This is a genomic window from Thermostichus sp. OS-CIW-33 (assembly GCF_054059615.1).
In genome coordinates, this window is the sequence record NZ_JBSSCH010000002.1 from 33,264 (window position 1) to 47,207 (window position 13,944).

Annotated in this window: 13 protein-coding genes; 1 reads left to right on the plus strand and 12 read right to left on the minus strand. The window is 58.7% G+C overall.

The genetic code is table 11. The features are described from left to right. Nucleotides 1–29: 29 nt before the first annotated feature. The 10 genes from ACVWZG_RS01580 to ACVWZG_RS01625 all read right to left on the minus strand — a co-directional run bounded on the left by ACVWZG_RS01580 (nt 30) and on the right by ACVWZG_RS01625 (nt 11,441). A complete protein-coding gene (locus ACVWZG_RS01580) occupies nt 30–317 on the minus strand; it encodes a hypothetical protein (RefSeq protein ID WP_414344340.1) in 288 nt (95 codons plus the stop codon). A gap of 27 nt (nt 318–344) precedes the next feature. Then, nucleotides 345–962 carry a hypothetical protein gene (locus ACVWZG_RS01585; protein ID WP_414328900.1) on the minus strand — a complete coding sequence of 206 codons (618 nt, stop codon included), beginning with the start codon at nt 960–962 and terminating at the stop codon, nt 345–347. 21 nt (nt 963–983) lie between these two features. Beyond that, nucleotides 984–2,813 carry a proline--tRNA ligase gene (locus tag ACVWZG_RS01590; protein WP_414407100.1) on the minus strand — a complete coding sequence of 610 codons (1,830 nt, stop codon included), beginning with the start codon at nt 2,811–2,813 and terminating at the stop codon, nt 984–986. Nucleotides 2,814–2,939: 126 nt separating this feature from the next. Then, nucleotides 2,940–6,104: a translation initiation factor IF-2 gene (gene infB, locus ACVWZG_RS01595; RefSeq protein WP_457406877.1), complete on the minus strand. Its 3,165-nt coding sequence runs from the start codon at nt 6,102–6,104 to the stop codon at nt 2,940–2,942. A gap of 395 nt (nt 6,105–6,499) precedes the next feature. Then, nucleotides 6,500–6,790 (minus strand): YlxR family protein, encoded by a 291-nt coding sequence (locus tag ACVWZG_RS01600; RefSeq protein ID WP_011432759.1) that lies wholly within the window; start codon nt 6,788–6,790, stop codon nt 6,500–6,502. Between the two features lie 44 nt (nt 6,791–6,834). Further along, the gene (locus ACVWZG_RS01605; RefSeq protein WP_457406875.1) at nt 6,835–7,845 is read right to left on the minus strand and encodes an HD domain-containing phosphohydrolase; all 1,011 of its coding nucleotides are present in this window, start codon (nt 7,843–7,845) and stop codon (nt 6,835–6,837) included. Between the two features lie 515 nt (nt 7,846–8,360). After that, nucleotides 8,361–9,230, minus strand: a complete 870-nt coding sequence (locus ACVWZG_RS01610) for a prohibitin family protein (RefSeq protein WP_148202707.1) — start codon at nt 9,228–9,230, stop codon at nt 8,361–8,363. Nucleotides 9,231–9,281: 51 nt separating this feature from the next. Beyond that, nucleotides 9,282–9,566: a hypothetical protein gene (locus ACVWZG_RS01615; RefSeq protein WP_041436379.1), complete on the minus strand. Its 285-nt coding sequence runs from the start codon at nt 9,564–9,566 to the stop codon at nt 9,282–9,284. Then, entirely contained in the window at nt 9,563–10,129 is a 567-nt protein-coding gene (locus tag ACVWZG_RS01620; protein WP_457392262.1) for a thylakoid membrane photosystem I accumulation factor, read from the minus strand. Before ACVWZG_RS01620 ends, ACVWZG_RS01615 begins: the two co-directional genes overlap by 4 nt. 133 nt (nt 10,130–10,262) lie before the next feature. After that, on the minus strand, nt 10,263–11,441 hold the full coding sequence (locus ACVWZG_RS01625) for a TRC40/GET3/ArsA family transport-energizing ATPase (RefSeq protein WP_457406873.1): 1,179 nt from the start codon (nt 11,439–11,441) through the stop codon (nt 10,263–10,265). 185 nt (nt 11,442–11,626) lie between these two features. On the opposite strand from ACVWZG_RS01625, the gene psbQ reads away from it, so the two are divergent. Beyond that, entirely contained in the window at nt 11,627–12,028 is a 402-nt protein-coding gene (gene psbQ / locus ACVWZG_RS01630; protein WP_414332154.1) for a photosystem II protein PsbQ, read from the plus strand. Nucleotides 12,029–12,389: 361 nt separating this feature from the next. Here the strand turns inward: psbQ and ACVWZG_RS01635 are convergent, their stop codons facing one another. Both ACVWZG_RS01635 and ACVWZG_RS01640 read right to left on the minus strand, forming a co-directional pair. Continuing rightward, nucleotides 12,390–13,271, minus strand: a complete 882-nt coding sequence (locus ACVWZG_RS01635; protein WP_011432767.1) for a Tab2/Atab2 family RNA-binding protein — start codon at nt 13,269–13,271, stop codon at nt 12,390–12,392. An 18-nt stretch (nt 13,272–13,289) separates the two neighbouring features. Further along, nucleotides 13,290–13,766 (minus strand): VOC family protein, encoded by a 477-nt coding sequence (locus ACVWZG_RS01640; RefSeq protein WP_457406871.1) that lies wholly within the window; start codon nt 13,764–13,766, stop codon nt 13,290–13,292. Between the last annotated feature and the right edge of the window lie 178 nt (nt 13,767–13,944).

The following is a 13,944-nucleotide window of genomic DNA, read 5'->3' on the forward strand; positions in this document are numbered from 1 at the left end:
GATCTGGGCAGCCTTCCATGTCCAGCAGTTCAGACTTCCCTCTCTCCCCTGGGAGAAGGGCTGGGGGTGAAGGCTCTATCATCTTCAATTCCCAGGGATCCCTTGCCGGCTGGCAGGGGAGTTTTTGAGAGAGGAGACTGTAGTTGCCAGCGCCACAGGAGCCCGGCCACGATCAGGGTGGGCAAAACGATCATCCCGATCACCACCGGTATTTGCTCCGGCAAGGCCAAGTAAGGGCCACCATACTTGATGGCTGTGCTGATCCCGGCAGCAGCCAGCATCAATTTTAGGGCAAACCAGACTGTTTTTCGATCCATGACTTACTTCTAATTCACGCTTTTAATTCACGATTGGCTAGGGCTGCTGACCATGGCAGTGAGAATGCCGGCAATGGTTTCTAGCTCCTCAGGTACCCGATACAGCGTTAAGTCTTGTTTGATCACCTGCTGATCGGCAAGAATTTGTCCGAACTGCCAGATAGACCCCATCGTCACTGCACCGTAGATCTGAGCCTGCTGCTCCACCTGCGCCAGGGCAATCATTTCTACAGCCATTTGCACAAAGGCTCGCGTTAGATCGTCCTTTTTGGCTTCAACCACCAGCAGGATGTTCTTCCCTCGCAACAGATAATCGAGGCTGCCCTTCAACCAATTGTTGACCATCAGGGGATACTCCAGCCGCAAAGGAACTCGACAATGGAGAGCCACTTCGGTCAGCACAGGAGCCACCAGCAATTCCCGCCGCGCTGTTTCGCTGGTGAGGCTAACCAAAGGTAACAATTGTCGGATCCGATCTTTCAAAACTGGGGTTTGCGGCGGCGCAGGGGCAACAGGCCATGTCCACTCCCCAATTTCCAGTCGATAGCCAAACTGAGCCAAGATTTCATCCGGCTCGTAGGGCATCTCAAAATAAGAGCGAAAAGTATAGGATTCGTCTTCTTTAAGAATGGAGATGTTCAGCATCGGGTTCAGGAGAAGCCACGCTCAGTCCGGCACAGCTAGGGCTGCTTCAATCCGCTCTTTCAGGGTAGTCACCACTTCTTCAATGGGAATTTCCGTGGCTTGGCCGCTGGCCCGCTCGCTGAGTTCCACCTTGCCTTGTTTGAGGCTGCGCCCCGTGGTGAGGCGATAGGGGATCCCGATCAGATCCGCATCTTTGAATTTCACCCCGGCCCGCTCGTCCCGGTCATCCCAGAGGGTCTCGATGCCGGCAGCAGCGAGATCTTGCACCAGTTTTTCCGCCACGCTCATCTGCTCGGCGTCGGAGATGTTGGGCACCACCACCACTACGTGATAGGGGGCAATGGCCACGGGCCAGATGATGCCATTGGCATCGTGGGACTGTTCCACCGCCGCCTGGGCCAAGCGGGATACTCCAATGCCATAACAGCCCATCCAGAGGGGCTGCTCGGATCCCTGTTCGTCGGTAAAGGTGGCCCGCATCGGCAGCGAGAACTTGAGGCCTAGCTGAAAGATATGGCCGATCTCGATGCCACGGGCCGTTTCCAGGATCTGGTCGGGGTTGAGCAAACACCGATCCCCCGCCTGTGCCTTGCGCACATCCACCACTTCCGGCAGGGGATATTGCTCGCCCCAGTTGGCCCCCACCACGTGCTGCCCCACCTGGTTGCCGCCGGTTACGAAGTTCTGCAGCAGGGCTGCCGTCTGGTCGGCCAAGCGCAGGATCTGGGGGGCAAGGTTTTTTTGCCGGCCCAGACAGCTATCCGGCAAGTCGGGGGCAATGTAGCCCACCGGGATGGGATCCCCCTGCCAACTGTTTTGGATCTCGGCATCGGCCAAGGCGAGCTTGAGCAATTTGCTGGCTTGGTAGCGCTCTGCCAGGCGGCTGAGGTGGTTGGCCAGTTTGACCTCATTGACTTCTTGATCCCCGCGGATGCTCAGTAGCACTGCCACCCGCAGGCCGTTGTCGTAGAGGGCTTGGTAGAGGACGTTTTTGACGATCAGGGTAGAGGAGATTTTTAGGAAAGCGGCCAGCTTCTCGATGGTTTCGGTTCCCGGCGTATCCAGAACCTGGAAGGCGGTGTAGGGAGACTCTGCCGCTGGCGGCGGGATGGAGACGGCCTTCTCCACATTGGCAGCATAGGAGCCATCGGGCGTGTAGAGAATCTCATCTTCTCCGGCAGAGGCCAGCACCATAAACTCCTGCGAGGCCGCCGATGGCCCCCCGATCGCCCCCGCATCGGCATCCACCACGCGAAACTCCAGCCCACAGCGCCTGAGGATGCGGCTATAGGCTCGGTACATATCCTGGTAGGTCTGGCGCAGGCTTTCCTCGTTGGCATGGAAGGAGTAGGCGTCTTTCATGATGAACTCCCGCCCTCGCATCAGGCCAAAGCGGGGTCGAATCTCATCCCGGAACTTGGTCTGGATCTGGTAGAGCGTCTGCGGCAACTGGCGATAGGAGCGGATGAGATCCCGGGCCAGCAGGGTGATCACCTCCTCATGGGTGGGGCCTAGGGCCTGCTCACGTCCCTGGCGATCCTTAAGGGCAAACATGATCCCTTCCGCCTGGGTGTACACCTCCCAGCGGCCCGACTCCCGCCAGATCTCTGCCGGCTGCAGCTGGGGCAAAAGACACTCCTGAGCGCCGATGGCGTTCATCTCCTCCCGGACAATCTCCGAGATCTTTTGCAGCACCCGCCAGAGGAGCGGCAGATAGGTGTAGATCCCTGGGGAGAGCCGCCGGATAAAGCAGCCCCGCAGCAGCAATTTGTGGCTGGGCAGCTCGGCCTCAACGGGATCCTCCCGCAGCGTTACAAACAGCATCTGGCTCAGTCTCTGGCTCTGTTGCATCCATTCCCCCCTCTGAGGACTCCGTCCCGCTTACGCGATCAGCTCAAATTTTCCCTCCCTGTCTGGGATCCTCTGCCCGAGAACACAGGCCTGACCGGCAGGCCAACCTGAAGTGCCTTGATGAAGCTAGACAGAGGCCAGCGTCCGCCGCTTGGTGACCATCTGGTACACCTCGATGATGTCGCCTTCCTGCCAGGATTGGAACTTGTCGATGCCGATCCCACACTCGAAGCCGGCAGCCACCTCCCGCACGTCGTCCTTGAAGCGCTTCAGAGAGTCGAGACGACCTTCGTAAACCACCTCCCCTTTGCGACGAACTCGCACCAGAGCATTGCGCTGCACCTTGCCCGAGAGCACATAGCTGCCGGCAACCGCACCGCGCCCGATGGGGATCACCATGCGCACCTCCGCCTGACCCAGCGGCTCCTCTACTTCTTCCGGCTCCAGCAAGCCCTCCATCGCTGCCCGCAGATCGTCCAGCAGGTTGTAGATGATGTCGTACTCCCGCACATCCACGCCCTTGTCATCGGCAGCCTGGCGGGCGCCGGGGGCCAGGGTGGTGTTGAAACCGAGGATGATGGCGTCGCTGGCCGCAGCCAAATCCACATCGGTTTCCGTGATCTCGCCAGGGGCCGCCAGCAGAACCCGCAACTGGACTTCCTCTTGGGGCAAATCCCGCAGCGCTGTCTGAATGGCCTCGGCGGATCCCTGGACATCCGTCTTGATGATCAAGTTCAACTCCTTGAGCTGACCTTCTTGGGCTTTGGCGGAAACGCTACCCAAGCTCACGCGACGAGACAGCAGCGCCTGTTGTAGACGGGTTTGCCGCAGCACCTCCGCCCGCTCTTGGGCAATGCGACGGGCCTCTTTTTCGTCGGTGTAAACCTGAAACTCATCCCCGGCTGCCGGGACTTCATCCAAGCCCAGCAGTTGTACCGCCGAAGACGGCCCAGCTTCCTGCAACCGCTGGCCGCGGTCGTCCATCATCGCTTTGACCCGGCCCAGCACTGCGCCGGCCACCAGGGTATCCCCCACCCGCAGGGTGCCGTTTTGCACCAACAAAGTGGCCACTGGCCCGCGGGCTTTGTCCAAGTGGGCCTCGATCACCGTGCCGCGAGCGGGACGATTGGGGTTGGCCTGCAGCTCCGCCACATCGGCCACCAATAGGATCATCTCCAGCAGAGCATCCAGGTTACGGCGGGTGAGAGCGCTCACCTCCACCATGGGCGTGTCGCCACCCCACTCCTCTGGCAATAGGCCGTGCTCCGCCAACTGCTGCTTGATGCGCTCTGGCTGGCTGCCGGGCTTGTCGATCTTGTTGATGGCCACGATGATCGGCACCTGAGCCGCCCGCGCATGGCTGATCGCTTCCAGAGTTTGCGGTTGTACCCCATCGTCGGCGGCCACCACCAAAACCGCAATGTCGGTGACGCGGGCTCCCCGGGCGCGCATGGCGGTAAAAGCCTGGTGGCCAGGAGTATCCAGGAAAACGATGCGCCGCTTCTGGCCTTCAAAGTTCACATCCACATGGTAGGCACCGATGCGCTGGGTGATCCCGCCAGCCTCTCCCTGCGCCACTTTGGTGTCGCGGATGGCATCGAGGAGAGTGGTTTTGCCGTGGTCCACGTGGCCCATGATGGTTACCACCGGCGGACGCGAGACCAGATGGTCGATGTCCTCCACGTCCAGCATTTCGGTTTTTTTAGCCTCGGGTTCTGCCTTGGGCCGGCGAATCTCGTAGCCCAACTCTTTGGCCACCGACTCGGCCAGCGACTCATCCAAGACCTGGTTGATGGTCACCATCACCCCCTTGAAAAAGAGGGTTTTGATGATCTCAGTTTCGGCCACGCGCAGGCGATGGGCCAATTCCTGAACGGTGAGGCTGCCATCCAAGAGCAACACCTTCTCTTCGGGCAAGGGCTCTGTCCCGCTAGCGCGATCGGCAGCACCAGCTTCAGCGGAGGTGGGTTGCTGCTGCAAACGGGCAGCAGGGCGGGGGCGGGCAGGGGGAGCAGCCGTTGCCGCGGGTGGGCGATAGGAAGGAGGCTTGGCGGTGGGGCGAGCCAAGGGCTTGAGGGCGTTCAGCTCAGCCTGCTTGACCGCTGAAATGATGGTCATGGGATCCAAATCCAAACCATCTCCATCTCCTTCCCCCCGTCTCCGACTGCGTTTGCGTTTGGCTTGGACGCGGGCAGCCCGCCGACTGAGAGCTTGTAGCTCGTCGTCCTCTTCTTCTTCCGTTTTGCGCTTGACCTTGGGTGGGGTAGGTCTTACGGGAGCCTCCGCCAACACTGGGCTGGGACGTTCCCCAGGGATTCTTTCTGGCAAGGGAGAGGCAGCATCTGGGTCAGGGGGAGCCGGCTTGGCCACAGGACGGGTAGGGGGCCCCACCAATTCCATCCGCCGCTGCGGACGAGGAGCTTCACCGACTTTGCTGCTGCTGACACTGTCTTCTTTGGTTGCCGGGGAGCGCGTGCCAGGGCGAACGGGTGCGCTCACCAGTTGTGGACGGGGGCGCTGCGCAGGTGGAGGAGAAGGAGCTTTTTCTTCCGCAGGCTGAGGAACGCGGGCGTGGCTGGGGGATGGTGCTTCTGAGGGGCTGGGGCGACTGGGCTCGGGAGCTTTTTGCGGCGGTTCAGGCCGCTCTGCCGGCGGTTTTGTCCCGGAGGTAGCTCGTTGAGGGGGCGAGAGTACGATTGGGCGCTTGGTCACAGGACTGGGCTCCGAGCCGCTGGCTTTGGCCGCGGCAGACTCAGAGGGAGTGGGAGGGGTTGCCGGTTGAGAAACAGTCTCCGGCTTTTGGGTGGCCTCAGACGAGCGGACAAGAGGGGTAACCTGCCGCCGCGGTGGGCCTATGAGCTGAGCACCACCAGCCGATCCCTTTTCGGGGGAGACTCGCTCAGGTCGAGACAGCGAGGGCTTGGCAGCCGGCAGAGTTTCAGCAGTCTTGGCTTCGCCAACTGGAGCTGGCTGCTGAGCAGGCGCGGGCCGACGAATGCCGACGATCGCGCTGGCGGTGCCGGGCGCTTTCTGCTGAGGGCGCTCACCGGCTTTAGCTTCAGCAGGAGGCTCCGGCGGCAGGCTTTCAGATGGGGGTTTGGGCCGGGGTCGAGGAGGCTTCACAATGCGGGAGGCGCCCAGCTTGCTGCGCACCAACTCAGCCTGCTCCGGAGAAATGGTGCTGCTGTGGGTTTTGAAAGGGATCCCCAGTTGCTCACAAACCTCCAGCACATCCCGACTGTCACGCCCCATCTCACGGGCAATATCATAAATTCGAACTTTATCGGTCATTCGTCTGCTAGCCTCTGCTCCTTTCTCCTCGTCAGTTTTACTATCCAAACTCAATGGGAACCAAGTTATTGGGTTGAGCCGAACCTTTCGGGCTTGCGGGGGCTTCCTCCGGCGCATCGAGAACAGCTCGGCAATCCTCCGGGGATCCGGCCTGAAGGGAACCCAGGTCTGAAGCTGCTCTGGCAACATCCACAGGGGACATCCAGTAAAGCAACCGAGGAAGAACGAGCAAATGTCAACAGCGCCTCCAGAATAACCTCTCTGCAGTTCATCCCACTTGGCCTCAGTTTTCCAGCCAACTCCCATTCTGACAGTTGAGAGGGGCTGCCGTGTGGTTCGCAACTTAGCGAACCTGAAGAGGCGCTTTGAATATCTTACCTACATTGGGAATACCTCTAAGGCTCAGGCTTTTGGAGAAGATGTCCCTGGGAATCTTGCTCAAGAGAATCCAGCAGCCGTTGGAACAACGAGTCAGGCACAGGTGCCTTGAGGGCTCGGTTTATCTGTTGCTTGCGCCGGGCTGCTTGCAGACATTCCAGCCGCCGACAGACATAGGCAGAGCGCCCCATACCCCCGCCCAAAAGCACTTGGTGGGAATCAAATTGTCTGACCAGCCGCCACAGTTGTGAGCGAGGAAACAACTGGCGACACCCTACACAACGGCGCAGCGGATCGGCACCCGGCAAGAGACTCTATCCTGCTGATACACTACAAGCAAGCCCTATCTAGCCTACTCCAAATCTGGCGCCTGCGATCGCAGAAACTCAAAGAAATACTCCACCAACTGGGGATCCCGCCAACCCCTGTCTGTTTCTTCCCGCAAGATGCTTATGGCCTCTTGAACGGTGAACGCTCGCTTGTAAGGTCGCTCTGAGGTGAGGGCGTCGTAGATGTCGATGATCTGGAAGATACGGGCCACCAGGGGGATCTCTTCCCCCTTGAGGCCGTCGGGATAACCGCTGCCATCCCAACGCTCGTGGTGGTGACGGATGAGGGGCAACACCTCTTTCATGGTGCGTAGTGGGCGGCAGATTTGCTCCCCGATCAAGACATGGGATTTCATCACCTCCCACTCTTCCGGGGTATGTTTGCCTGTTTTACCCAAGATGGCATCGGGTATGCCCACTTTGCCGATGTCGTGCAGGTAACCTCCCCACATCAGCACCTTGATCAGGGGACGGGGCAGATGCAAAAACTCGCCGAAGCTCTTGGCCATTTGTGCCAGGCGCTCACAGTGATCCCCGGTGGTGGGATCCCGGCTTTCCACACTGCGGGCAATGGCGAACAAAACCTGGGCAGCATGATCCAAGTCTTCATTGAGGTGCTTTTGGCGAACGAGGGAACGCACCCGCGCCAACAATTCCGACTCGTCAAAGGGCTTGCTCAAGAAATCATCTGCCCCAGCTTCAATACCGCGCACGCGATTTTTGCGATCGCTGGCCGCTGTAATCAGCACCACCGGGATCAAACGCGTCTCGTCATTGGCTTTGATGCGCCGACAGACCTCGAACCCATCCAACCCCGGCATCATCACATCCAGCAAGATCAGATCCGGCTGGAAGGTTTTCAACATCTGCAGGGCTTGATTGCCGCTTTCGGCCTCGCTGACCCGATAGCCAATGCTCTGCAGCAGATCCCCCAGCAGCAGGCGGCTGTTGGGCTGATCATCCACGACCAAAAGGTGACCAGCCTCAGCCTGATCCGCAAAAGGTGTGACAGGGATCCCAACTGTCACGGGCATCTTGGGCATCTCGAGTTTGGCGAGTTGGGCACAGGAAAAGCTGGTCACTGCAGGATCCCAGTAGCAACACCTCTACGGTAATCCCATCAGAGAAAAAAGAGCATCAGGCTTTACACTGAGCTGCTCCGGGAAAGGGAAGGGTTTTCTCCCATCAACCCAGGGCTTTGTGAGCAATTGTACAAAGCCTAGATATCCTGGCAGCCTCCTTCTGTTTAGTCTGATACAGATGCTCCGGAGAGTGGATGCCCCAGTCAACTCCCCAGGCTCCTACGTCAGCTTGCCAGTTGAGTGTCGGGCCCGGTATTTGGCCCCCGGAGTACCGGAGAGTGCTGGGTTCTCTATGAATGCAAAATGAATGCAAAGGCCGAGAATTACGGCCCATCAAGAAATTAAGGGGCACAGCAGCAACACTTCTCTGGGAGAGGGGCTGGGGCTGATGGTCTGTTGAGAACGGGCTTGGAGTGGATGCACCTGAACTGGATGGATCCAATCCTAACTTGGGACTCTCGAATCGATTACTTGTTGAGAAAGTCCCCCAGATTGAGGATGGTGTTTTGCTCGCTGACGATGGCTTGGATGTCGTCGGGCAAGTTGCGGACATACTCGAGCTGGATGACGTTCGGGTTGCTGCGCAGCGCTTCCCCTTTGAGGGCGATGGCTTGGGCCTCACCGCTGGCTTTGACAATCATTCGTTGTTTGATGAGTTGAGCCTGCTCTACGCGAAACACTTCTCTTTGCTTCTCTTGCTCGGCAATTTGTTTGGCTTCGATGGCCGACTGAAACTCTTTGGAAAATTCCACATTGCGCAAGAGCAAGCTCTGCAGCACCAGCCCTTCTGGCTGCATTAGGCGAGAGAGCTCAGCGGCAATTTGTTCTTGGATTTCAGCTCGTTGCTCAGAATAAACGCCAATGGCCGAATAGCGGGCGATAACATTGCGCACCACGGCTTGGGAGGCGGGGCGAATAATTTTGTTCAGGTAATCGGGGCCTACATTGCGATGGATTTCGGGAACCCGATCCGGATCCAGGCGATAGCGCACCGAAACATCCAGATCCACCCGTTGCCCATCGGCAGTGAGAGCGGTGAGGGTATCGTCGGCTTTGACGCTGCGCTCTTCACTTCGGCTGGTCATGTTGTAGGTTTGGGTGCGCACATCGTAAAGGGTGGGGAACTGCAGCACCGGAATCAGCAGATGGATCCCCTCGCGGCGGGGAGTCATTTCCACTCCCGTGAGGCGGTTGAAGATGACGGCTTCGTAGCCGGGTTGGACAACCAGCAGACAACGGGGCAGGAGGGTCAGCAGCGCCAAAAGCAGGCCCAGCAGAGGCAGAAAGCGCGAAGTCTTGCGGTCAAGACTAAATGGTCTAGGGCGTCGCATGCGCATGGGCAAGGGCTCCGGGATCCAAGAGCTTTTTTATCTTAAGGGGTGTGCTGGCTAGCTCAGCACCCAGCGCTGCAGGGCAATGCCCAGCAGCAGGCCAAGGCCGCCGAAGCGTACCACCTGCCAAAAGGTAGCGGGGACAGGATTAAACACCTCTAGCACATAAGCCTGCAGGCGTTGCTCCAGTTGACTGGCTTCAGCTTGGATTTCGGCCCATTGTTCAGGGGAAAGCTGGGCTATGCGCTCCAATTCTCTGAGGTCGGCAAGACGAGCCTGGAGACTCTGGAGTTTTTCCTGCAGAGCCTCGAGAGGATCAAAGGGATCGGGATTGGCCGTCACGGCTGGGCCTTTGTAGGGGGGTAGGCTTGGGGAGAACGGGATCCGGCAAATCCGGTTTGGATCTCGTTGAAGGGTTTGGCTTTGATCAGCCCTGGGGGAACGGGATCCAACTTGAAGAGGGCGCGAATAGCGTTTTCCACCTCGGTGATGGGGCGGTTGCCGACGGATTGATAGACGATATTTCCCTCTGGGTCGAAGAGGAGGGTTTGAGGCACTTGTCCGGTGTAGTATTGGCCGCGCTCGTCGCCGGGCAGGAGGGAATCGACGGAATAGGGGATGAAATAGACCCCCAGCCCGTAGCGAACCTGCAGGTTGGCAACGGTGGCGGCGTATTTTTTGCAATCGCTACTGTCATCGATGTAATACACGAGGAGGGCCGGGATCCCTTGCTCTTTCGCCTGCTTCAAGGAAACGCGGGGGGGGATCATGCCGCCATTGGCCCCGTAGAGGGCAAAGATGTTGCCATCGTAACGGTCGTCGTTGAGCAGGGCGCTGGCGGGAGGGGAAAACCAACCTGTCAAAGCGATGAGCAGAGCCACCAGGAAGATACGAAGCAACAGCATGATCTCATCCTCTTCTGAGAAGGGATCCTCGGCGATCCATCTTTAGAAGTAGGGAACACCCTCATTGTGCCATCTGGCGCTGACGCTGCCCCGTTGCCGTTCAACACTGACGCAACCAAGAGCAGCTACAGCCTCAAGCAGCAAAATGAATGCGCAGGTAGTCTTCTTCCATCTTGGCGCGGGCCGGGGTCATGGCCGCTAAAGTCTGGGGCAGAACCAAGTTGCGGCGGTGGTTGCCGATGCGGATGTTCAGCTCATCCCCGGTTTTGGTCAATTCCACCTGCTCTTTCGGGATCCCGGGCAAGTAAAGATCCAGCCGGTACTGGCCGTTGTCGGTTACCACATTCAGGGTTTGCTCGGCATAGAGCACTTCCGCCGGGTTGCGATCCCCCCAGAGGTCTTTTTTCAGGCGGGCTAGGGCGTCCCATCCCACCAACTCCTCGGAGTACAGCGGGATCTCGAAGACCGGCAGGGGGGCAAAGTTTTCGTGGATTTCCTGGCGATATTTCTGTTGGGCTGCCTTCCAGGCGGCAAAGTAGGGATCCACCACTCCATCGGGCAAGATGCGGTTGGCAATCACCAAATCGGTGGCCACCCCGTAAAGGCTGAGGTAGGCGTGGGCCCGCAGCGATTCTTTGATCACCATCTTTTCGGGGTTAGTGACCAGCCGCACTGAGGTGATGCGGTTGTTGGTGAGGATGCGCTCCAGCCGCTCAATCTTCTGATAGAACTCATAAGGAGCATCCAGCACCTGGTCATTCGGCAGCGGGATCCCGGTCAGCCCCTTCACAATCGGCTCGGCAATAGGACGCAGCATTTGCGCCAGCCCCTGCAGGGGTTTGTAGAACCTGCGCATGTACCAGCCCGAAACATCCGGCAGGCTCAAGAGGCGCAGGGCCGTGCCTGTAGGGGCCGAGTCGATGATCAACACATCGAACTTGCCTTCGTCGTAATGGCGATTCACCCGCACTAGGGCAAAGATCTCATCCATCCCTGGCAAAATCGCCAGCTCCTGTGCCTGCACCCCATCTAGCCCTCGCGCCTGCAACACCTGGGTAATGTAGGTTTTGACGGATCCCCAATTCAGCTCCAGTTCGTTGAGGGCGTCCAGCTCCGCCCCCCAAAGGTTAGGTTTGACCTCGACCGGCTCATGGCCCAAGGGCTGATCGAAGCTATCGGCCAAAGAGTGGGCCGGATCTGTGCTCAGCACCAAAGTTTTCAGGCCGATCTCGGCACAACGCCAGCCGGTCGCCGCCGCCATCGAGGTTTTGCCGACTCCACCCTTGCCGGTCATGAGGATGATGCGTTGCATGAGAGTGCCATTTACATTCTTTTACATCCCTAGCCTAACCGATTTGCTGTGCTCTTCGAGAGGCAGCCAAGGGGCTGAGGTGCAGCCAGCGGGTAAACTATTCATTTGATTACCAAATGATTGCCAAAAAGCTGATGGCAATCATGGCCAAGAAGTCAAGCCTGTTGCAGGCATGTGGGAGGTATATGATGATCTGTCGCTGGCGGAGTGTGTTGCTGGTTGCCATCCTGACATTGGGGCTGTGGCTGGGATCCCTTTCTGTGCAAGCGGCTGCTGGCCTGCCCCGAGAGCTGCAACAACTGGAGCAACAGGTAGAGCGGCTGCAAAGCCTGGTGGAGGCGGAGGACTGGTTGGAGATCCGCTCCTACATCCACGGGCCGATGGGACTCACTCGTAAGACCTTGACCGGCCTGGCGGCTACCCTGCCAGATAAACAAAAGCGGGAAGTGCTGCGCCTGGCTAAGGAGATGGGCCGCAGCTTAGAACAACTAGACTTTGCCGCCAAAGCCTATGACCAACCCGAGGTGGAGGCAGCCCAGGCCAAGGTGAAAAAGACCTTGCAGGCGCTGGAGGCTGTGTTTTCCTAGTGAGGATCCCTTCTCTCTTTGGCGACTTTGGCGATATGGTGGTTTCAAGTTAGGGTGAGACGCCTAGGCCACTGATCGCGCCAGCGGGACGGAGTCCTTGAAAAGCCTTCTGGCCCTGCGCATTCAAGGTTTTGGGTGCGGATGCAGGGCCCTAGTTTGAATCGAAAACGCAGTCATTTCAAGTAGTGTAGTCATTTTTTAAACAGGTAATGAAACATTTCTGTCGCATTGGTCTCTAACTCCCCTCTCCCTCTGGGAGAGGAGCTGGGGGTGGTCGCGGCAGCGGCGCGGAGCGTTTGGGGAGTGTCTCAATCTAGTTTGAAATGACTGTAATTTACAAACAGGCCGTAACGGCTGCTACTTACAGCGGATGTTGCATCAGCCAGAAGCCGGCGAAAGACTGGGCCCTAAGATCGGTTTGAATGGCAAGAAAGTGGAGCCCCTGGGCCTGCTGCTGGCGCTGGGCAAAGACTTCTGCCTCTGTTCGCAGTGTTTCATCTCTCAATTGTGCAAACAGATAACAATCGTTGAGGCCCGCCTCGAGCAGTAGCCGTCCGTCTGCCACACTCAAGTAGGCGGGTTCCATACCGCTCATCCAGGCTGCCATCGGCAAAGCCCGCTGCGAGGTAATCACCAAGCCGGGAATGAGGGTGCTCCGCACCACTGGTGCCAATGTGTCGGGCGTCAAAGTGTCCCAGGCAACCGGAAAAAGCTCGCCAAATTCTATCGGCCAGGCGTCGGCTTCCCGCAGATCCTCAGCTCGCAAGGTCACGAAGGCCCAGCGTTCTCCCTGCAACTTGTCCGGCAGACGGATGGGATCCGGCGGATCCGGATCCACAGGAGGTTCGGGGCTGTAGGTAAACTGAGTCTCTTGAGGGTAAACCTGCTCTGCCCGTTCTCGCATCCAAGCTTTGAGGGTGTAAACGCGACGACTGGGCAGCATCGGGATCCCAACCGCATCGCAGGCCCGTTGCAGGATGGAACTCATGCGGGCTCGAAACACACGAATGGCCGAGGGAGGCTGGGGAGCCGCTTCGAGGTAGCTCCGCAACTGTCGTGCCACCCAGGTGCTATTCACCTCTTGGTTACTGCAATACTGCGCTTGGCGAAACCGGCCGGTGGGATCGCATACCAACAGCTCCCAAACCCTTCGGTTCTGCTCATCCCGCAGGGGGACGGCGTTGAAATCCATCTGCCAGATAGGGCCGCGCGCAGGGCCAGAACGCAGGGGTTGAGTGGCCAAAGGTTCCTCCTGTTTGCACTACATGCCACTTGAGCGGGCCGGGGATCGTTCGCGCGAGCGGTGGGAAGCACTGTCCCCGACCAAGGCCAATTCCCGCTCCCCGAAAATGGCGGAAGCGTTGCGGTAGTACTTAAACTCCAGCAGGTTATGGAAGGGATCCTGCAAAAAGAAGGTGCCATGCTCCAAGGGGGTGCCAACAAAGCGCCAGCGCGGCTCTTGATAAAAGGGCAAGGCCCGCGCCAAGGCACGGTCGGCCAGCGCCTGCCAATCCGCTTGGGTGGGGAAGATCAGGCCAAAATGGCGGGGGTAGATGCCCCGCTGGGGCGTCAGCTCTTCGTGGGTGAGGTGGGCCACCAGTTGATGGCCGTACAGGTTAAAAATAACGGCAGCAGGGGTTTCTCGACCGATTTCACAGCCCAAGCCATCGCCGTAGTAGGCTTTGGCCAAGGCAATATCGGCAACTGGAAAGGCCAGATGAAAGCGGATGGGTTCCATAACGTCGCTCCTAAAAAGCCACCAAAAGTGCCCCACCAGCCAACATCAGAGCCAGCACCCCGAGCTGTGGGGCTTTTCCCCGGCTAATGGGATCCCCGCTCTTTTCAAGGTAGGCGATCTTAGAGCTGCTGCAAGGTGGGATCCCTTCCCGAGCCCGAGATAGACTATACGCCTTTGC